20 protein-coding genes and 2 pseudogenes are annotated in these 21,402 nt (G+C 31.9%); 14 read left to right on the forward strand and 8 right to left on the reverse strand.

Annotated elements, in window-relative coordinates; genetic code table 11:
* Window positions 1-17 precede the first annotated feature (17 nt).
* The 5 genes and pseudogenes from RVY88_RS09150 to RVY88_RS00210 all read right to left on the reverse strand — a co-directional run.
* Window positions 18-89: pseudogene (locus RVY88_RS09150) on the reverse strand (restriction endonuclease subunit S); the annotation flags it as partial.
* The gene (locus tag RVY88_RS00195) at window positions 86-544 is read right to left on the reverse strand and encodes a restriction endonuclease subunit S (RefSeq protein ID WP_162167443.1); all 459 of its coding nucleotides are present in this window, start codon (window positions 542-544) and stop codon (window positions 86-88) included. The gene RVY88_RS00195 and the pseudogene RVY88_RS09150, both read right to left, overlap by 4 nt.
* The gene (locus tag RVY88_RS00200) at window positions 534-749 is read right to left on the reverse strand and encodes a hypothetical protein (protein WP_002849539.1); all 216 of its coding nucleotides are present in this window, start codon (window positions 747-749) and stop codon (window positions 534-536) included. Before RVY88_RS00200 ends, RVY88_RS00195 begins: the two co-directional genes overlap by 11 nt.
* Before the next feature lie 22 nt (window positions 750-771).
* On the reverse strand, window positions 772-2,277 hold the full coding sequence (locus tag RVY88_RS00205; protein WP_011732032.1) for a type I restriction-modification system subunit M: 1,506 nt from the start codon (window positions 2,275-2,277) through the stop codon (window positions 772-774).
* Between the two features lie 5 nt (window positions 2,278-2,282).
* Window positions 2,283-2,870 carry a restriction endonuclease subunit S gene (locus RVY88_RS00210; RefSeq protein ID WP_011732033.1) on the reverse strand — a complete coding sequence of 196 codons (588 nt, stop codon included), beginning with the start codon at window positions 2,868-2,870 and terminating at the stop codon, window positions 2,283-2,285.
* A gap of 90 nt (window positions 2,871-2,960) precedes the next feature.
* On the opposite strand from RVY88_RS00210, the gene RVY88_RS00215 reads away from it, so the two are divergent.
* Entirely contained in the window at window positions 2,961-6,473 is a 3,513-nt protein-coding gene (locus tag RVY88_RS00215) for a DUF3519 domain-containing protein (protein WP_162167442.1), read from the forward strand.
* Window positions 6,474-6,542: 69 nt separating this feature from the next.
* Here RVY88_RS00215 and RVY88_RS00220 read toward each other — a convergent pair whose 3' ends face one another.
* Window positions 6,543-6,917 carry a group III truncated hemoglobin gene (locus RVY88_RS00220; protein ID WP_162167441.1) on the reverse strand — a complete coding sequence of 125 codons (375 nt, stop codon included), beginning with the start codon at window positions 6,915-6,917 and terminating at the stop codon, window positions 6,543-6,545.
* Window positions 6,918-7,984: 1,067 nt separating this feature from the next.
* Between RVY88_RS00220 and RVY88_RS00225 the strand changes: the two genes are divergently transcribed.
* The 3 genes from RVY88_RS00225 to RVY88_RS00235 all read left to right on the forward strand — a co-directional run bounded on the left by RVY88_RS00225 (window position 7,985) and on the right by RVY88_RS00235 (window position 8,800).
* On the forward strand, window positions 7,985-8,125 hold the full coding sequence (locus RVY88_RS00225; protein WP_317051234.1) for a hypothetical protein: 141 nt from the start codon (window positions 7,985-7,987) through the stop codon (window positions 8,123-8,125).
* 4 nt (window positions 8,126-8,129) lie between these two features.
* Window positions 8,130-8,375 (forward strand): cache domain-containing protein, encoded by a 246-nt coding sequence (locus RVY88_RS00230; protein WP_162167440.1) that lies wholly within the window; start codon window positions 8,130-8,132, stop codon window positions 8,373-8,375.
* 188 nt (window positions 8,376-8,563) lie between these two features.
* Complete coding sequence (locus tag RVY88_RS00235; protein ID WP_238389031.1) at window positions 8,564-8,800, forward strand: hypothetical protein; 237 nt, start codon at window positions 8,564-8,566, stop codon at window positions 8,798-8,800.
* Window positions 8,801-8,906: 106 nt separating this feature from the next.
* Here RVY88_RS00235 and RVY88_RS00240 read toward each other — a convergent pair whose 3' ends face one another.
* The gene (locus RVY88_RS00240) at window positions 8,907-11,465 is read right to left on the reverse strand and encodes a bifunctional aconitate hydratase 2/2-methylisocitrate dehydratase (RefSeq protein WP_038453509.1); all 2,559 of its coding nucleotides are present in this window, start codon (window positions 11,463-11,465) and stop codon (window positions 8,907-8,909) included.
* Window positions 11,466-11,613: 148 nt separating this feature from the next.
* Between RVY88_RS00240 and RVY88_RS00245 the strand changes: the two genes are divergently transcribed.
* Window positions 11,614-12,072: a methylated-DNA--[protein]-cysteine S-methyltransferase gene (locus RVY88_RS00245; protein WP_144686267.1), complete on the forward strand. Its 459-nt coding sequence runs from the start codon at window positions 11,614-11,616 to the stop codon at window positions 12,070-12,072.
* 66 nt (window positions 12,073-12,138) lie between these two features.
* Here RVY88_RS00245 and RVY88_RS00250 read toward each other — a convergent pair whose 3' ends face one another.
* The gene (locus RVY88_RS00250; protein ID WP_002849550.1) at window positions 12,139-13,155 is read right to left on the reverse strand and encodes a bifunctional 3,4-dihydroxy-2-butanone 4-phosphate synthase/GTP cyclohydrolase II; all 1,017 of its coding nucleotides are present in this window, start codon (window positions 13,153-13,155) and stop codon (window positions 12,139-12,141) included.
* Between the two features lie 174 nt (window positions 13,156-13,329).
* Here RVY88_RS00250 and rplI point away from each other — a divergent pair, with 174 nt between their 5' ends.
* From rplI to RVY88_RS00295, 9 genes and pseudogenes are all read left to right on the forward strand, one after another.
* Entirely contained in the window at window positions 13,330-13,773 is a 444-nt protein-coding gene (gene rplI / locus RVY88_RS00255) for a 50S ribosomal protein L9 (protein ID WP_002849551.1), read from the forward strand.
* Entirely contained in the window at window positions 13,773-14,315 is a 543-nt protein-coding gene (hslV, locus tag RVY88_RS00260) for an ATP-dependent protease subunit HslV (protein ID WP_002849553.1), read from the forward strand. Before rplI ends, hslV begins: the two co-directional genes overlap by 1 nt.
* Window positions 14,312-15,634 carry an HslU--HslV peptidase ATPase subunit gene (gene hslU, locus RVY88_RS00265; protein WP_011732037.1) on the forward strand — a complete coding sequence of 441 codons (1,323 nt, stop codon included), beginning with the start codon at window positions 14,312-14,314 and terminating at the stop codon, window positions 15,632-15,634. Before hslV ends, hslU begins: the two co-directional genes overlap by 4 nt.
* Window positions 15,631-16,500: a GTPase Era gene (gene era, locus RVY88_RS00270; RefSeq protein ID WP_162167438.1), complete on the forward strand. Its 870-nt coding sequence runs from the start codon at window positions 15,631-15,633 to the stop codon at window positions 16,498-16,500. Before hslU ends, era begins: the two co-directional genes overlap by 4 nt.
* Before the next feature lie 67 nt (window positions 16,501-16,567).
* Entirely contained in the window at window positions 16,568-18,055 is a 1,488-nt protein-coding gene (locus RVY88_RS00275; protein WP_162167437.1) for a hypothetical protein, read from the forward strand.
* Window positions 18,055-18,684: a hypothetical protein gene (locus RVY88_RS00280; RefSeq protein ID WP_010404260.1), complete on the forward strand. Its 630-nt coding sequence runs from the start codon at window positions 18,055-18,057 to the stop codon at window positions 18,682-18,684. Before RVY88_RS00275 ends, RVY88_RS00280 begins: the two co-directional genes overlap by 1 nt.
* Complete coding sequence (locus tag RVY88_RS00285) at window positions 18,663-19,079, forward strand: hypothetical protein (protein WP_002849559.1); 417 nt, start codon at window positions 18,663-18,665, stop codon at window positions 19,077-19,079. Before RVY88_RS00280 ends, RVY88_RS00285 begins: the two co-directional genes overlap by 22 nt.
* Window positions 19,057-20,588 (forward strand): annotated as a pseudogene (mshL, locus tag RVY88_RS00290) (pilus (MSHA type) biogenesis protein MshL). Before RVY88_RS00285 ends, mshL begins: the two are co-directional and overlap by 23 nt.
* Window positions 20,585-21,400: an ATP-binding protein gene (locus RVY88_RS00295; protein ID WP_002849562.1), complete on the forward strand. Its 816-nt coding sequence runs from the start codon at window positions 20,585-20,587 to the stop codon at window positions 21,398-21,400. Before mshL ends, RVY88_RS00295 begins: the two are co-directional and overlap by 4 nt.
* Window positions 21,401-21,402 lie beyond the last annotated feature (2 nt).

Below are 21,402 nucleotides of genomic sequence, written 5' to 3' on the forward strand. Positions count from 1 at the left end.
AAATTTGATATCGCCCTGTCCCAAGTAGATAAAATATCCGCTATCTTCTCCTGCTCCTTTAACGGCGGAAGCGGGATTTTAAATTTTATAAATCACTATTATTTATAGAATTAATTGTAGCACCCAAATTCGAACTTACTTGTTTAAAAAATATATTAGTTTTAAAAATATGAGATAAAAACAAGTTAAAATTACTCCTATATATTGTCATAAAAGCTCCAAAAGCCACATCTGAATACTTTTTTGTAATTAAAGCGTTTTTCCCGATTAAATTTTTACTTCCATTCCTTACGCAAATCAAAATATCATTTTCAATAGTTTTATTAAATTGATTTATACCGCTTAAATATATATCATCACTATTATTAGAAACAATAATATTATTTTGAATATTAGAAGAACGTAGCACAAGTAATCCATAGTCTGAAATATTTTCAGGACTATATGTTAATCCATTAACAACTTCCCCAATATCCCCCAACCTAACAACTTCCCACTCTTTTGGAATTACTCCTATGGCTGTTTGTTTGTAGCTATTGCTCATCGTATCCACCTATCGATATATATAATTTTATTTTCGTCGTTTGGCTTAGCTCAAATTTATAAACCAAATCGCGTAAAATTTCTTCAAGCAAATCTTTTGTAAATTTTATGATTTGAGAAATTCTGTCTTCAAGACCTGGGATCGCCGCGTCTATGACTTCGCTATACATCGTACTTGCGGCTATATCTTTTTTGGAAAGATTCATAATTTTATCCTTGATACTTTATTTATAACCCAAGCTCCTTTAGATATGCGGTCATCTTGTTTTGAACTAAATTTAGCTCGTTTTCGATGCGTTTTATCTCGTCTTTTGTAGCTTGTATGTCGATAGGCTTTTCTTCTTCGTACGTATCTACATACCTTGGTATATTTAGGTTGTAATCATTTTGCTCGATCTGTTCAATAGTGGCTAGATAGGCGTATTTATCTACGCTTATTCTGTCGTTATATGTTTTTGCAATTTTAGCGATAAGGGCGTCATTTAGCCTGTTTTGGTTTTTATCTTTGTAAAATTCACTACTCGCATCTATGAAAAGCACATCATTATTTGTGCGGTTTTTCTTAAATATCATGATACAAGCAGGTATCCCAGTACCATAAAATAAATTTGCAGGCAGTCCTATGATGGCATCTAGCAAATTTTGTTCTATGAGTTTTTGGCGGATCTTACCCTCGCTAGAACCTCTAAAAAGTACACCGTGAGGCAAGATAACACCCATCGTACCATGTGAGTTTAGTGAGCTTAGCATATGAAGTACAAAAGCATAGTCCCCCTTGCTCTTTGGCGGGATACCAAATTTAAATCTTCCAAAACTATCGCCACTCGCTATCTCTTCACCCCATTTATCTAGGCTAAATGGTGGATTTGCCACAACTATATCAAATGTTTTAAGAAGATTATTTTGCAAGTGCAAGGGATTTCGTATCGTATCGCCCCACTCGATAACCGCATCATTTATCTCGTGCAAAAACATATTCATCTTGCAAAGCGCATGAGTTTGTCCGTTTTTTTCTTGTCCGTAAAGACGGAAATTTTTACTATGTATCTCTTTTGAAACCTTGATAAGCAGTGAGCCGCTACCACAAGTAGGATCGTATATCATATCTCCTTCTTGCGGATTTACAAGCTTAGCTAGGAGAGTTGAAACCTCGCTAGGAGTGTAAAACTCACCGCCCTTTTTGCCTGCATTGCTAGCAAAGTGCGCTATAAGATACTCATAAACATCGCCTATGATGTCGTTGTTTTCTAGCATAGATGGACGCAGATCAAGTCTATCATCGCTAAAATCTTCTATGAGATTTTTAAGTATGATATTTCTTTGTTTTGTGTCGCCAAGGATAGCGGTACTATTAAAATCTATATTGCGAAATATCCCATTTAACTTTTGTCTGTTGTCTTCTTCTATCTTTTCAAGAGCTTTATTTATGATTTCTCCAAGGTTTGATGCTTCTTTGTTGGCTATAAAATAATCAAACGTGCAAGACTCATCAAGTCTAAATTTCTCTTTTTTAAGCTTGGCTTCTATACGTTCAAGTTTATCGCCATACTCGGCTTTTAGAAGTTCTAGTTTTTCTTTGTAAAAGTCAGATAGATACTTGACAAAAAGCATAGTAAGGATATAATCTTTATAATTGCTTCCGTCCATCGTACCGCGAAAAGTATCACAAGCTTTCCAGATGATGTTTTCTATCGTTTTTTTGGTTGTTTTTTCTAAAGTGACTGCATTTTGCATTTTGATCATTCTCCTTGTAGTACTAATGTTTCAAAAATTTCTTTTGAGTATTTTTGTTTTTGATCTATAAGATTTCGTAAAAGCTCGTTTCCCTGGTAAGCAAGTTTCAGATATTTTGCTATATTTTTTTGTTTGTCTAAATTTATAATAGGTATCCTTATATCATTTATATCAGAAACTTTTATCATCGGTATAGTTGTACCCGATACTTCACAATGAAGTGCTTTTTTAACTATATTACTATTTAAATAATAAGTTAAAAAATTTGCATCGAGTCTGTTATCATAAAGTTTTATGCGAACAACTAAAGAAGAATATATAAGATTTTTGTATTCTTTATCTATATATATTGCAAAATTTGGCTCTCTAAGCCTTAAGAGAATATCTCCTTGTTTCACTAAATAATCCTCTTTGATTTGTTCATTTGAGATAAATTTATCTGCAAAAATATGTTCATATATACCATTTTCATTAAATGATTTTAAGGAAACAACATCATAATAAAACTTCGATATTTCACTCATACTGGCTTTTTTTCTATTGAGAACTAATCCGGTTTTTATATCTGCCGTATCATTTAGCTTTAATTCCATAAAAATTATCCTTATAATTAATGTATTATTGTTATAATAATACATTAATTGTGAAAGTATAACAAATGAGAATGTAAAAGTCAAGAGTTTTTGCACTCTAAAGTAAATCAGGCTAAAAAAGATAATAAATTTACTGTTGGGATAGAAGAGCTTGAAAAAGTAAATTATGAAAGCTTGAATACAACTCAAAAAAATATTTATGATGTATTTGCTGGAAATAAAAGCCAAACTACATTAAAAGTAAATGATATCGACGATTTAGCTACACTAGAGCAAGGAAGTCGCAATGCTGGCGCTAGAAAGATAATCATCAAACACGCAGGAAAAGATAAAACTGGTGGGCTTAGTGGGGATGAGCTTGTAAGCATAGAAGAAGTATTATTAAAAGGCAAAATAAATAAAGATAGCTTTGAGATGAGAAAAAATAGCCTTAGATATGCTTATAGCGTAGAAAATAACGGCGTAAAATATAGCGTAGTAGTTGATGAATTTAACGACGGTAAAAAGATATTTGATTATTATAGCGATAGAAACTTTATAGGTAAAGACAAGGTAGCAAATATCAAGCAACAACCTGACCCAAATGCTACCTTGTCCAATGATGACATTATACCACAAACTACAAAGGCAGCTAAAGCAGAACAAATCCTAAGAAGTGATAATGTAGAGTTTTTAGATGGGCTAAAAGATATATCCACAAATAAATTTTACGCAGAAGTCCAAAAGCAAGAAAAAGCCCTTCAAAATCAACAACAATATTTAAAAGATATTGATAGCTTCTTACAAGGCTTAACGCTTAAAAACAAAGAAAGGCAAATTCTCTTCACGCACGGATTTAGCAAAGACGAATTAATTATTGCAAGAGATAAAATAATAAAACAAATCGAAAAAGACAACAAAGAGTTAGCCCCATTTTTAGCTTTATTACGCAAAAAAGAAGCAAACGATAAAGCAACATCGCAGACGATTAAAGCGCAACAAGAACGCATTAATATGGGCAAATCAATGCTGAGTGGCTTTAAAGAAGTATATCAAGATGGCATTATAAGCGATGAGCAAATAGTTAAAACCAAAGGCGGGATTGTTAGCCTTTTTAATGACCCTATGGCTAATACTCCAGAAACAAGAAAATATCTTTTGGATAGCTCATTTAGAAATAGAATAGAAAAAGCTTACAACATATCCCCTATAAAAGAGTTTGGCACTAATTACGCAGAGTTTTACCACGACGGATCTAATGCTATCAAAAAGCTATTAGTAGAAAAACAAGGACAAGTAGCTGGAGCGTTTCAAAGAAAAGAGCTAGGCGATATTGATTTGGTTTGGGGAGAAGTAGATAAAAAACTAAACGGCTATGGTCTTGCTAAAATAGAAGCTAAACATTTAAATGATTTTGCAAATTTTAACGGAGCAAATCCTACTGAAAAGATGATAAATGGTATAAGCGAAATAATAGATAAAGGTGAGATAAAAATAGACAACAACGGCAGAGCAACAATCGTTTATAATAAAAATGATAAAGTTTATAAAATAGGATTAAAGCAAAATTGGCAAGGTAATCCGACAGAAAACAAATGGATAGTTACTGCGTATGATGATATCAGAGAAGCCCATAAGATTATCAACTCTAAAGGCTTTACTAAAGGCGAGACTCTGCCTTTAAACTCTAATACCAACATTATATCCCAAAAAGCAGCAAAAAGCAATGAGCTAAGTTTAGCAGATAATATTGTGGGTTTGAGTAATAAAATAAATGATGATTTTAAACAAGTTTCTAAATATTTAAACGAATACATAGATGAGAAAATATCTATTAATAGGTCTATAAATAGAGATTTTGGAATTGATACAATGAGAGTAGAATACGTCGACCATAATGGCAACTACAAATTTAAAAATATTAAACGTATAGAGAGTATAAAAGATTTAGAAAAATTAATGAAACTTCGTATAAGAGGTGACCAGTTTAACGCAATAATATCTAATTCTAATGCTAAAAAAATAACAGATAATATCCTTGAAGACTTAAATCAATTAAAAGCGTTAAAAGCAAAACAAGCCGAATTAAACAAAGCCAATGCACAAGCTAACAAAGATTTAGAGATAAAACAAAAAAGAGAAAATGAGCTAAATTTATACTCTATCCCCGAAGTACTTCGCAATAATGAAAAATTAAGTGATGGATTAATAGCGCTTAAAAAGATGTTTGCTAAAGATTATTCTGATAAAGGTGCTTATAAATATAGCATAGCTAAAACTCACGGCATAGATGAAAATGGCTTTAAAAATATGCTTCAAGAAAATAGGCGAGGCTTAGAAAAAATATTAAATATCAACCCTATTAAAGAGTTTGGCACTAATTACGCAGAGTTTTACCACGACGGATCTAATGCTATCAAAAAGCTATTAGTAGAAAAACAAGGACAAGTAGCTGGAGCGTTTAATAAAGATGGCAAAGATATAACTTTAGTTTTGGGAATTGAAGGGACTAGCCATAGTGATGGGTATGGACTTGCTAAGATAGCAAAATACCACCCTGAGGCTGTAGATAAGCTTGATAATATAATATCTAAAGGCGAATTTTACAAAGATGAAAAAGGTAGGTTAAATATAAAATATAATGATGATATAGTAGGGCTTAGGGAAAACTGGTTAGGTAATGAAACCGCCCCTTGGATAATAAGCTCATATACTAAAAAAGTTGAGACCAGCAAGGGAATCAACTCTGCTAGTAGCATTACGCCAAGTAAAGAGAATTATTCTTTTACAACTCAACATAACAACATTATACCACAAAACACTAAAGAAGTAAATCCAACTTCAAATAAAGTCTTTGCTAATGAGCATATCGGTGGTGGCTTAGTAGGTGGTACGCTTAATGGCGTAGAAACTGATGAGAATGGAAATATCAGCTTTGATCCTGCTAAGTTTGCACTGGGATTTTTAGCTGGTGCTGGTGGAGTGGCTGGTATAAAAAGAGCAAATAAATTTCTAGCTGATAATCCACAATTCAAACAAGCCTTTAAAGATGAGCTAGCAAAAACTCTAAGCAACGGCTGGGAAAATGCAAAAGCTAAAAATCCACTGCTTAAAACTCTTGATACAAACAGCTACATAGTGCCAAACGAAAAAGGTGTAAGCCCTGAAGATGTTATAAAAGCTAGCCAAAATTTGGCTAAAGATGACTATCACGGTATAAATTTAAAAGAGCAAAAAAGCATAAAGCCGGTGGCAGAAGCAAACTCTAAAATAACAGATACAAGTATCAAAGCTGGTGAGTTTGCTAAGCCAAAAGGTGATAGCACATATACTAAGGCGTGGGATAGCTATGAGAGACTAGTAGATAGAGGATTTGACAAATTAGAGGAGTTAGTCAAAAATACAGTCAAAAAAGGAGTTGATTTACCAGGCGGGGCAGTGAGCAAAATCCTAAATAACTTTCTTGATTTTGAATCTGGCGGAAAGGCTGTTGGGGAAGTGTTTCAAAACTACCGTGAGCTTACATATAAAAACTCTAGTTTATCATCAAAAATTTATAAAGGACTAAGTACGCTTAGTAATAAGAATATAAAATCATTATTTCATGCGCTGTTTTTGGAGTAAAAAGATGCATAAAAGCAAAATAATACTATAAATAACACTTAAGTTTTTATTATATAGGTTTAAATTTAATTAGTCATTATAAAGCATATGCATAAATCTATTTGCTATCATTTGAGCTTTTTGTAAAATGATAATTTTGTTTTCTTCATCATAAATCTCATCTAAACTATCTTCAAAAAGCCCTAGCCAGATGGTAAAAAACACCTTTGGAAAAGGCAGCAGCTCGAAATGCTTTTGCAAAGAATTGCCGTTATAAACGCCCGAGCCAAAAAGTATTCCTTTCCAAAAGTCGCTTATTTTTTGTTTATGAACTTCCCAATCCTCATCGCTCGTACCGATAACCGCATTAAATATGTCACCCAAATCTTTATCTACTCTGATCTTGTCATAAAAGCTATCCATAAGAGTCTCAATGTTTTGCTCATTTATCGTGTTATTTTTCATTTTTATCCTTTTAAATTTGAACGATTATAACAAATTTGAAACAGATAAAAGTTGTTTTATATCAAGAGTAAATTTTTGTATTCTGCGATTTACTTAATAAAATAAAATGTAAAATCCACTAAAAATCCAAAGCGGAAATACTCTTAAAAAACAAATACACCATTCCAAATCATATTATAAATAGACGACTTTATCAGGTGATTTTGTGTAATAACTATTTTGAGCAAATAAGCATCATCTCGGCTTATTTTTATACCTTGAAAAATCCTTTCAAATACATATTTTATAAACGCCCTACCTATGAGCGAAATCGCCGCATTAAGCGAAAAAATAAGTAAATTAGTTGGCGTTGAAACAAAAAACTAAGTGATGGTATAGCCTTAATCGGTTATACCCTGCATTTTGGTTTTAATGAAATTTTATCAATGAGCTTAAATGAGTTTATTGATTATTTTGAGATAGCTAAAAGGATAAATGAGAGTTAATATTCTCTTGTAAAAAGATATTTAATCGCAGCCTTAAATCCAAAGAGTATTAAAAAATCCCAAAAGATACAAAACATTTTTTTGGGGTATGGCTTTTTTTGGTTGTCATTTGGCTACCTTTTATTTTTAAATTATTATAACATAAAAAAAGGAAAATTATGGCAAATCCTACTCTAACCTTTGGAGTTGATTTATCAGCAGTATCCTAAACATTATATAAATATATTTACTTTTTAAAATTTTACTAAATTTTATATATTACTACTCTTTGTCTAAATTTAGATTTAAAAATACTTATGATAAAATAATAACTATTTAATCATAATAATAAAAGTGAATGACGACGTCAAATCAATTAAATAAACGACAATTATGGTAATTTTAAAAAATCCTCTTTTATAAGCAGCAGTATAGCAAATAAAATAACACTTAGCGTAGCTGGTATATTTATAATTATTTTAACTGTTCTATCCTATATAAATTACAAAGATTCGTAAATTAAAATAATACATCTAGTCGAAAACGAAAGAAAAAAGATCGGTAGAAGGAAGTAAGCTAATACCGAAAAACAAGAGAAATAGATTGATTTCAAGTATAGAGCATCTATCTAATATTATAGAATCAGATAATCAAGACTATATGAATGAAAATACAGAATTTTTATTATCTACGATAGATAAAACTTCAAATTTGACACTTATATATATGGTATTAGATAATTAACGGAATGATGTATAGCACAGGAGGTATAAAAGGACTTCTGGCTTCTACTTTTGACGCAAGAGAAAGAAAACGGTATACAAGTGCAAAAAATGCAAACAAACTCATAATAACCGAGCCTTACACAAACGCATATAATAATCTTGTATCTATAAGTGCGGTAAAACCTATCTATATAAAAGGTAAATTTATAGGCGTACTTGGTGCAGATATGGATAATGTAGCATTTAAGAGTCTAGTGAATTATTTATAAACAATGACTTAGACGCTAAATTTTTACAGATCAGACAAACTCAATTATAAAAAAGCATCGGCCTTTAATATCATATCTATTATTATTTCATCACTGATAGTTTGGTTTGTTATAAAACTAAATTTCAAACCGTTAAATAAGATAGTATATCGTCTCAAAAACTTCTTTGACTTCTTAAAACCATAAAAATGATAATCCTAAATACTCTTCAAGGCAAGATAGGATCTGATATAAATGTTATTAAAAAAACATTTGATGATTTTAAAAATCTTGATTTTACCTCTAATATACCTAATGCCAAAGGAGAGGTTGAAAAGGTTACTAATCTTTTAGGTAATGAGATAACTAATATACGCGATATAACAGATCAAACAAACTTACTAGCATTAGCCGGAGATCACGGTAGAGAAGCTAGCAATACATAGAGTTCAGAAACTATAGATAATGAAGTGGTTAGTGAAGTTAAAAGGAAGAAGTTTAACTAGGTTATAAATTCAAAAATCTATAAAAAGGGCAAAAATGCCCTTTTTATTAATAACATTCTAGCTTGAAGTTCGGTACTAGATTGAAATTTAAATATTTATAAATTTCATTTTCTTTTCCAGCAAGTTTTGCCGGAACTATCTTCATATATTCTTCTACACTTGGAAGTCTACCTAACATTGCGCAAACCGCCGCAAGTTCGGCAGAACCCAGATAAACTTGAGCTCCCATACCCATACGATTATCAAAATTTCTAGTAGAAGTTGAAAATACTATCGCATTATCAGCTACTCTAGCTTGATTACCCATACATAGTGAGCATCCAGGAACTTCGGTTCTAGCGCCTGCCGCGCCAAATAGCGAGTATTTGCCCTCTACTCTTAACTGTTTTTCATCCATCTTTGTAGGCGGTGCTATCCAAAGACGAGCAGGAACTTGTCCTTCGCCTTTTAGAACTTCTGCTAAGGCTCTGTAGTGACCGATGTTTGTCATACAACTACCTACGAAAACTTCATCTATATTTTTAGGGCGTTTTGGATCGGCTAAAATCTCGCTTAATGTAGCTACGTCATCTGGATCATTCGGGCAAGCAAGGATCGGCTCTGTGATATCATTCATATCTATCTCGATAACGGTATGATATTTCGCATCTTTATCAGCCTCTAAAAGAGTAGGATTTTCAAGCCATTTTTTCATCTTATCTCTTCTTCTAGCTAGTGTTTGCTCATCACCGTATCCGGCTTCTATCATTGCGTCTATCAAAGCTACGTTTGAATTTAAGTATTCGATGACTGGCTCTTTGTTTAGCGCTACAGCGCAAGCTGCGGCACTTCTTTCGGCACTTGCGTCGCTTAGCTCGAATGCTTGCTCTACTTTTAGATCAGGCAAGCCTTCTATTTCTAAAATTTTACCGGCAAATACGTTGATTTTACCTTTTTTCTCGACTGTTAAAAGACCTTTTTTGATAGCGTAGTACGGGATCGCATTTACAAGGTCTCTTAAAGTGATACCAGGTTGCATTTTACCTTTAAATCTTACTAAAACGGATTCTGGCATGTTTAGAGGCATTGAGCCAAGAACAGCCGCAAACGCAACCAAACCGCTACCGGCGGGAAAGCTTATACCGATAGGAAAGCGAGTATGAGAGTCGCCACCTGTTCCTACGGTGTCAGGTAAAACCATTCTATTTAGCCATGAGTGGATAACACCATCACCAGGTTTCAAGCTGACACCGCCACGACTCATCATAAAATCAGGTAAAGTTTTGTGCATCAAAGCATCTGTAGGTTTTGGGTAGGCTGCAGTATGGCAAAAACTTTGCAAAACGAAATCAGCAGAAAATCCGAGACTAGCGAGCTCTTTTATCTCATCTCTCGTCATCGGTCCGGTCGTATCTTGAGAGCCAACTGTTAAAGTCATAGGCTCTACGTACATTCCAGCTCTCACGCCCTGCACTCCACACGCACGACCTACCATTTTTTGAGCTAAAGTATAACCTGAGTTGTCGTTATTTGCCGGTTGAGACGGTTTTATAAATATATCTTCATTTCCCAAACCAAGCTCGGCTCTAGCTTTAGAACAAAGGCTTCTAGCGATTATAAGTGGGATTCTGCCGCCCGCTTTTACTTCGTCTTTTAAGGTATTTGGCTCAAGTTTAAATGTTTTTACTACTTTAGAGTCTTTTACTATCTCACCTTTATATGGATAAATTTCGATCTTATCGCCCATTTCTAAGCCATCTACATTTACTACGATAGGTAAAGCGCCGCTATCTTCTGCAGTATTGAAGAAAATAGGAGCTATGATAGATCCAAGTATAATGCCGCCTGTTTTTTTATTTGGTATGCCATCTATCTCATGACCCAAATGCCACTGGATAGAGTTTATACCGCTTTTTCTTGAACTTCCGGTTCCAACTACGTCGCCTACATATATAACTTCTAAGCCGCTCTTTTTAAGCTCGGCGATTTTTTCTAAACTGCCTGGTTGACGCTTAACTAACATAGCATTTGCATGAAGCGGTATGTCTGAGCGGCTAAATGCTTCACTTGCAGGACTTAAATCATCGGTGTTTGTCTCTCCTGCTACTTTAAAAACGACAGCTTCGATTTTTTCTGGTATATCTGCTCTAGCTTTGAACCATTGGGCGTTTGCCCAGCTCTCAAGAACTGATTTAGCGTATTTATTACCATCTTTTGCAAGTTTTGCAATATCATTAAAATAATCATGTACGAAAATAGTGTTTTTTAATACTTCAGCCGATGCTTTTTGAATGCTCTCGTCACTATTATGAAGGCTAGCTACAAGAACTATCACGCTATATCCGCCAAGCATAGGCTCAAGCATTTTTATAGCTGTAAATTTATCGATCAAATCACATTTTAAATCATGGTTTATAATCTCGTTTAAAAACTCGGCTTTTACTTTTGCAGCGTCATCTACCCCGGGATTTACACGATTTGCAAGCAAATCAACAAGTTCTTTAGTCGGACAGGTTTTTAACAATTCACAAACCTCTTTAGTCTGCTCCTTCGTAAGTGGAAGCGGTGGGATACCGAGTTTTGAACGCTCTTCTTTAGCTACACTATAATCATCAAAAAAGCCCATAATTTTTCCTTTAATAAAATTTTTAATATAATTCTATCATAATTAACAAAATGAAAAAAGAAAAATTAAACTTAAATTTGATATTTTATGATACTTTAAAGAAAAAGTAAATTTAAAATTTAAATTTAGTATAAAAAAGGATTAAATTTTGAAAATAGCATATATGAAAACTCCGGTTGGAAATTTAAAAATAAGCTGTCATGATGGAAAAATTACAAATATAGATTTCTGTGATGAATTTCTAGATTTAGAAGTAAATGACAAAAACTTAAGCCTTTGCATACACGAATTAGAGCTGTATTTTCAAGGAAAATTAATAAATTTTACAACTAAAATTAATATAGCAGGAAGCGAATTTGAACAAAAAGTATATAAAGCACTACTTGAAATTCCATATGGAAACACTGTAACTTATAAATATATAGCCGACAAAATCGACTCTCCAAAAGCAGCTCGAGCCGTAGGAAATGCGAATTCTAAAAACAAAATTCCTATTATAATTCCATGCCATAGAGTTGTAGGAGTATCAAATTTAGGCGGATATAGCGGTGGAAATGGGATTGAAACAAAGAAAATTTTACTAAATTTAGAAAAATCTTATTTATAGAATTTAGTTTATAAAAATAACTTTATAGTTTTGCCATTTCTATACCACGACAAAACTATGAAAATATCAACTTCTATATCCAAGTATATTTAATCCAAAACCTTTTATAGCAACAAATTCTTTATACTCGCTTGAACTTAAAATTTCTATATCTTTAACACCAAAATATGCTACGATCTGAGCACCGACACCGTAATTTTTAAATAAATTTGAATTACAATCCTCGCCATCAAGAAATATCAAAATTCCGCCTTCTTTATCTAAAATATTAAGGTGAGATATAAATTCCTTATATTTTGGAGAGCTAAGAAGCTCTATATCTGTTCTAATCTTATGAAATTTAACGTTTGTTTTATCTTTAATATCTCCAAACACAAATGCAATATGTTTATTTCCTAAATGATCACTAACATCGTATCTTAAAGCTTCAAAACCAGCTATAGAGCTCCGTTTCGCATCTTCTATATTTATGAGTTTTTCATGATGCAAACGGTATTCGATTATATCCGAAACACTCACCATATTTAATCCGAATTTAGAACAAAACTTCTCCAAGTCTACTCTTCTAGCCATAGTTCCATCATCATTTACAACTTCGCATATAACAGAAACCGGAGCAACTCCGGCTAATTTACACAGATCTATACTTCCTTCGGTATGTCCGGTTCTCTCCAAAACACCGCCTTTTTTAGCAATAAGAGGAAAAATATGCCCCGGACGCACAAAATCATCGGCTTTAGTATTATAATCAACTAGCATTTTTATAGTCATATCACGTTCATAAGCACTTACTCCAGTAGCCGCCTCTTTAGCATCGATGCTTACTGTAAAGGCTGTTTCATGACAACTAGTATTTGAACTTACCATTGGAGAAAGTTCAAATTTATCTGCTAATTCTCTAGTAACAGGAGTGCATAAAACACCTTTTGCATGAGTTATCATAAAATTTACTTTTTCTATATCGCTAAAACAAGCAGCGTAAACTATATCCCCTTCATTTTCACGATCCTCATCATCTACCATAACAATCATTTTGCCATTTTTTATATCATCAATAGCTTGCAAAACCCTATCAAAAGCCATATTTCCATACCTTTTTTAAAAAATTTTGTAAAATTATACATTGATATTTGAAATACTAAATTAATATTAATATTGTGTAAAAAAGTTTAAATTTAGCTTCCAAAATACTACTTTATGGTTATGTTAAATGTTTTATGTTAGAATGTACTTTAAATTTAAAATAAGGATTATGTTATGAAAGTATTGCTGATAAAAGATGTAAAAGGACTTGGAAAAGCCGGGGAAGTAAAAGACGTAAAAGATGGTTATGGTAATAATTTTTTGATAGGAAAAGGTCTTGCAAAGTCTGCTACCGACGCTGTTTTAAAACAATACGAAGCAGCCAAAAAAAGAGCACAAGAAGAGATAAACTATGAAATCAACCAAAACGAAAAGCTCAAAGCCGAACTTGAAAATATAAAAATAATTATAAAAACAAAGCTAGGTGCAAACGGAGCTCTATTTGGCAGTATAACAAAAGACGAGATAGCAAACGCTCTAAAAGAGCAAAAAGGGTATGAAGTAGATAAGAAAGCGCTTGAGTGTGATCATATAAAAGCAACCGGAATTTATGACGTAGCGTTGAAACTAAAACATGGAATTTCGGCTAAATTTAAAGTTGAAGTAGCGGGTGAATAATGTTTCATGCTACAACTATTTTAGCTTATAAGGGCAACAAAGGCTCTATTATAGGTGGAGACGGCCAAGTAAGTTTTGGAAATACCGTTTTAAAAGGAAACGCAGTAAAAATCCGAAAGCTTTTAGGGGGTAAAATTTTAGCGGGTTTTGCGGGAAGTACCGCCGATGCGTTTAATCTATTTGATATGTTTGAGCGTATACTTGAAAGCACTAAAGGTGATCTTTTAAAAGCCGTTATCGAATTTAGTAAAGAGTGGAGAAAAGATAAAGTACTGCGTAAACTTGAAGCTATGATGCTAGTTCTTGATAGAGAACATATATTTTTACTAAGCGGTACGGGAGATGTAGTCGAGCCAGAAGACGGAAAAATAGCAGCAATAGGAAGCGGTGGAAATTACGCTTTAGCCGCAGCAAGAGCTCTTGATAAATTTGCTGATATAAATGAAGAAGAACTCGTAAAAGAGAGTCTTAAAATAGCAGGCGAAATTTGCATATACACAAATACAAATATAAAAACTTATGCTTTATGGGATGAAAAATGAATCTTACACCAAAAGAGATCGTAAAATTTTTAGATGATTATGTTATAGGACAAGATGACGCAAAAAGAGTTATCGCAGTAGCTCTTAGAAACCGTTATAGAAGAATGAAACTTGATAAAAGTATTCAAGAAGATATTATACCAAAGAATATCTTGATGATAGGCTCTACGGGAGTCGGTAAAACCGAGATCGCAAGGCGGCTCTCAAAGATGTTTGGTTTGCCATTTATCAAAGTAGAAGCTAGCAAATATACCGAAGTTGGCTTTGTGGGTAGAGATGTTGAATCTATGGTGCGAGATTTGGCTATGGCTAGTTTAAATTTAGTAAAAAAAGAGCAACGCGAAAAAAATTCAGATAGAATAAACGAGTATATAGAAAAAAAGATACTTGAAAAACTTCTTCCTCCTCTTCCAAAAGGTGCTAGTGAGGATAAATTAAGAGATTACGAATCTAGCTATTTGCGTATGAAAGACAAACTCCAAAAAGGCGAACTAGATCATTTAAATATCGAATTAGACATAGACCAATCTACTTTTGAAGCCGGTGGAAATTTGCCTCCAGATATGGCTGCTATGCAAGAAAGTTTTATCAAAGTCATAGGTATAGCAAATAAAAAAGTGAAAAAAGAATTTAAAGTAAAAGATGCTAGAGAAGCTCTAAAAAATGAAGCTAGCGAAAAAATTTTAGACATGGAAAGTATAAAAACAGAAGCTTTAAAAAGAGCCGAGAATGAAGGTATTATATTTATAGACGAGATAGATAAAGTAGCAGTTTCTAGCGGAAACTCAGGACGTCAAGATCCCAGCAAAGAAGGTGTTCAAAGAGATCTTTTACCTATAGTGGAAGGTTCGAACGTAAGTACTAAATTTGGAAATTTGAAAACAGATCACATCTTATTTATAGCTGCAGGAGCATTTCATATAAGTAAACCAAGCGATCTTATACCAGAACTTCAAGGAAGATTTCCACTACGTGTAAATTTAGATAGCTTAGACGAAAAAGCACTTTATGAAATACTAACAAAACCTAAAAACTCACTTCTATCTCAGTACAAAGCACTCTTAGGAGTTGAAGGAGTAGAACTCGAGTTTAGCGATGAAAGCATAAAAGAGATAGCAAAGGTTACTCAAAATACAAATCAAAAAGTAGAAGATATAGGAGCCAGAAGACTTCATACGGTCATTGAAAAGGTTCTTGAAGATATAAGTTTTGATGCAGATAGCTATAAAAATGAAAAAGTAACTATCACAAAAGAGTTAGTAGACAAAAAGCTTGGCGATATCTGTCAAAATGAAGATCTTGCGAAATATATACTATGAAAAGTGGATTTATAAGCCTTATAGGCAGGACAAATGCAGGCAAAAGTAGCCTGCTAAATTATCTCTTAAATGAAAAAATATCGATGGTCTCTCACAAGCAAAATGCTACTAGAAGAAAAATAAACGGTATCGTTATGCACAAAGATTCTCAAGCTATATTTATAGATACTCCAGGACTTCACGAAAGCAATAAAACCATGAATAAACTAATGGTAGAAGCCGCAACAAAATCTATAGGAGACTGTGATTTACTGCTTTTTGTAGCAAGCGTATTTGATAACATAGAAAACTATAAAAAGTTTTTAAATTTAAAAAAAGACGCTCCTCATCTCATAGCTATTACAAAAATAGATGAAGCTAGCGATAAAGAGATTTTCGCTAAATTAAACGAATATCAAATATACTCTGATGAATTTAAAGCCATCATACCTTTAAGCGTAAAAAAACAAGCATACAAAAATATACTTTTAGATGAAATTTACAAATATCTGCCAGAACACGAATATTTCTATGATCCTCAGTACTTGACTACTGCAAACGAACGTGAGATTTTTAGAGATTTTATACTTGAAGCTGTTTATGAATGCGTAAGCGATGAAGTGCCCTATTCTACAGACGTAAATGTAGATAAAGTAGTAGAAAAACAAAATATTACGGAAATTTATGCAACTATAATTACGGATAATGAGCATCATAAAGCTATATTAATAGGTAAAAACGGTCAAACAATTAAAAGAATAGGTATAAACGCTAGAAAAATTATTAATACTTTATTAAATAATAAGATATTCTTAAAAATCAACGTCAAAATAGATAAAAATTGGAATAGCAATGAATCAATTATTAAAAAAAACTTTTTGTATTGACTTTTTATTATTTTTATATTACAATGATAGCTTCAGAATTGACAAAGAATAAAATATAGGGTTGTGAATGAAAAATAAAAATCATAAACCGATAATATCTATAAATCCTATTAAAGAAAAAATATATGAATTCGATAGTACTTTCACAACCAAAAGCCTATCCAATTTAAATAAAAACAGTGGATTTTATATATCGTATATTGAGCATAAAGATGTCATTATAAGTCAAATAAACACTAATTCCATTACTTCAAATTCAGATGAAATAGACGCCATAATAACACAAAAAGCCTATGAAGAACTAGATCTTGATCCAAATTTGGAATACACGATAAAATATATAAAACAGAACGATTCAGATACCTCTTACACTGTATTTATAGTAAATAATCAAAATATACTAAATTTATATCAAAATACTATAGAAAAAGTAGATTATATAGATTGTATAACCATAGCACCTCTGCTTATGGAATCTTTATACAGTGAAAAATTACTATCGGGTAGTCAAACGGATTGTTTTATATATTTTGATGAAAATGACGCGTTTTTAACTATATACGATAACGGTAAATATGTACTTAGCAGATCGCTTGCAAGGCAGTCTTTAGGACAGATAAATAGTAAATTCTGTGAGCTGACCGGAGATAAAGTGGAGATTGCTGATTTTTTAGACGAACTTAAAACAAAAGGGATAAATATCGAACAAAAAGATGGTCTAAATTATGTTCTTGATGATGCATTTTACTACGTTTCAGATATTATAAACAGTGTATCGAAATTCCAAGGACTTTCCATACAAAATATATATGCAACAAGTTGCGTTGGCAATATACCGGGACTTGCAAAATTTATTCAAGACAGAATTCTTATAAATACATCCGATTTTAACTTTTTTAACAATATCAAATCATCAAATTTAGACCCCTCCTTCTTGCATGTATTGATGACTTTATACGCAAAATATTATATATCCTCCAAAACAAAACTAAATTTTTCACCTTTTTTGCGACCTCCAGCCATATATCAAAGAGATGGCGGAATATTTTTGATAATAGCAACAAGCACTTTAATCATAAGTTTAATCTATCCAATCTATCAATTAATCAGCGGAATCTACCTTACAAAGCTTATAAATGATCAAAATATAATCATAAGTGAACAAGAAATTATAGTAAATAACTTAGAAAATCAACTAAATAAAATCAACTACGATATACAAGTCACAAAGCAAAATATTTACGATCAAGATCAGCAATTAGGTCTAAAAAAGAGATTACTAAATCAAATTTATAGTAAAAAACGAGATTACCCAGTAAAGAGTATCGCGCTATATGAGATATCTAAAGAGATAAATGCGCTTGGAGTTAAAACGACGAGTATAAAGATAAATGATAAAACAGCGCTTATAAGTTTAATAAGCAATGATGATAAAAGAATAACTAAGCTTATAACAAACATAGATAATCTAAAATCTTATAAAGTAAGCACGAAACAGATAGCGTTAACCGGCAATGGTCAGTATGATAGCAATATAACAGTGGAGATAAGATAATGAATATTGAAAATATATTATCAAGACTAGATGAATATTTTGCAAAAAAGAAAAAAAACGAAGTTTATCTCATTTTTGTCGCTATGTTTTTGATTATTTCATATACTGTGTATATGTTTGTGCTAGATAAAACATCAAATTTTTATGAAGAAAAACTAAGCGGATATCACTCTGCTCAAGAACAATATCTGAATTTAAAAAATACGGATGAAATAAATAACAACATAGCTATGTCTAAAAAAACATATAATCAAAATATATTTAATTTGCAAAATATAAAAGATGAAAACTCATATCTAAGCAAAGAGTTAAAAATACTATCTCAATCAATTTTCAATGAAAGAGACTTAAACAAATTTTTAGATTATTTAGCGTTAGAAGCTAAAAATAACAATATATCAGTGATAGATATCATAAACAACACAGGTAAGATAAAGCCTCTATCTGTAGAAAAATTTTACGATGTAAATGTATCGTTTAAAGCAAATTTCAATAATATAGTAAGATACATAAGCAATTTAGAGCGATCGAACAACGTAATAGATATACAAAATTTAGATATAAATGTCTCTCAAAATAACCTAAACGGAAATTTAAATATCATAGTATGGGGTATAAAATCAATATGAAAAAATATGTATTTTTGATGCTTATATCATATACCTTATCAGCCGATGAAGAAATCATGAAAAAATATATGGATATAACAAAAAACATATCTCAATCAAGGCAAACTCTAAGCCCATCTGAACTAAAAGATATAAAAGATCCATTCGTAAGCCAAAGAAATATTGACCAAGAACAGATCGATACTAACGAAACAGCTCAAGATCCGTATGTATTATATGCGATAGTTCAAAACAAAGTAAAAATAAATCAAAGCTGGTATGGTATAAAAGACACGATAGATATATACACTATATCTAGTATCCAAAAAGATAGTGTAATTTTACAAAACCAAACGCAAACTATAAAATTAAATTTAAAAAAAGGTAGCAGCAATGTCCTTATTAATTACAAATAAAAATATATTTAAGATATTAACAATTTTAGCAATATTTTTTAGTACTGAAGCATTAGCAAATGAATGCAAAAGCAGAGTTTTTAATATAAAAATCTCAAACAGCGTATCTACAGCAGAGATACTAAATCAACTTTCGGATATGTGTCATTTTAGCATTATACAAAATGACGAATATGCAAGTCAGGTACTGCAAAATCAGATATCTGGTATAAATATCAAAGATATGACGTTAAAAGAGATATTTGATATATTAATAAATCAAAACAATTTAGACTATACATTTTATAAAAATATACTAAAAATTTCATCTATGCAGACTAAAATGTTTAAGATAGATTATATAACTTCGGTGAGAGAAGGAACTGCTATCATAAAAGCTTCTGTTGATTCATCTCCGTCTGAGGTTGGCGGAAACAATAATAATAACAATAACTCAAATACGAACGATCAAGCCGGATACGGACTTGATAATCATATAAAAACAACCGAAAAATTTGACTTTTGGCAAAATTTAAATGCAGAGTTAAAAGCTATACTAAACAACGGAAGCGAAAAACTGATAGCACCGGATCCTGTTATAAATACAAATGCGGGGCTCATAACAGTTACTGGTACAAATACTCAGCTAAAAAGAGTAGGCGATTACTTAAATCAGCTTGAAAACAGACTTAAAAAACAAGTAATGATAGACGTATCCATAATAGCAGTAGAACTAAGTAATTCATATACAAAAGGTATAGATTGGTCTAAATTTGAGCTTGGATTTAACAGCTATCTTGGAAACGATCCTGTTACAGGAGCTCCATCTAGTATACAATTTGGTACTGGCTCAGCAGGAAATCCGGCTCAAAGTCTAAGAAATATAACAGGCGGTTTTGTGCTTGGAGGCGGAATCAATCTAAGCATGGACGGAGTTTTAAATTTCCTCGAAACAAAAGGTAGAACAAAAGTCGTCTCAAGTCCTAAAATTATGACTATGAATAACCAACAAGCTCTAATTACGGTTGGAGACAATATAAACTATAGAGTACAAGAGGACACAACAAATAACAACACGCAAACAGCAGTAACTAATACGACTTATACTCAATATTTATCGGAATACTTTTAAATTTGCTTCCAGAAGTAAGCGATGATGGCAGGATAATGCTAAGAATAAATCCTAGTTTGAGTAGCTTTAAATACGGCGATGATAATAGAAGACAAGCAAATATAAGAGAGATTGCCCCGGATACTTTACAAAAGAAACTATCTACAGTAGTTCAAGTAAATAGTGGAGATACCATCATTCTTGGTGGTTTGATCGGTGAAACAAAAGGTAAAGACAACACAAGCGTTCCGGTTCTTGGAGATATACCTCTGTTCGGAAATCTTTTTAAAAGCACTAAGGATTCAGTTAGCACAACAGAGCTTATCTTTATAATAACACCAAAAGTTATCAATAACGAAACTCCAAAACAGATACGAAATTCATTAAAAGAACTTGGATTTTCAGAGTCTGTCTTATGAATAACTACACTGCTTTAAAAGAGGTTTTTGTTGATGATAACGGTATTTTTGATTATGTAAATTTAGATAAATCCACTATCACATATTACAAAATTTTAAACGCTCTTAAAAAACCTCTAAAGCTAGTGTTATTTTATGGAAAACCAGGATCCGGAAAGACATTTTTACTGCATAAAATTTATAAAGATATATCTCAAAAAGATAAAGTGATATTTTTCCCTCAACCATTTTTCAATGAAGCAGACTTCATAAATGCTCTTAGTCTAGAGATTTTTAATCAAAAAATTGAAAATCCAACATACGAGAACCTTATAGCAAATTATAAAAATAGTTTAAAAACGGATCAACATGAAAGTAAATATATAATTTTACTTTTAGATGAGGCGCAACTTTATCCTAATTTTTTAATAGAAAAAATAAGACTAATGGCAGATACTAGGCTATTTAAGATACTTTTTACCGTACATAAAACAGATGAGGAAGACACACTGGCTAAGGATTATTTTCGTACCAGAATTTGGGAAAATATCGAATTAGAAAGCTCGAGTCTGGATGAAATATGCTTATATATAGAAAAAAAGTTGGTTTTTCATAATCTCCATAGTTATTTTGATATGTACAATATAAATCATATAAAACTTATATATAAATTAACTAATGGAAATTTAAGAGTACTAAATAAGCTGTTATATAAAATATATGAAATTTATGAATATTATGAAGAAAGCAGACCATCAACCATAAAAAATAGACGTCTATTAAAAAAAGTAGTGGAAATGGCTGCCATAGACTCGGGACTTATAAATGCTTGATT

It is taken from the genome of Campylobacter sp. TJR-1, assembly GCF_032840035.1.
Lineage (GTDB): Bacteria > Campylobacterota > Campylobacteria > Campylobacterales > Campylobacteraceae > Campylobacter > Campylobacter fetus.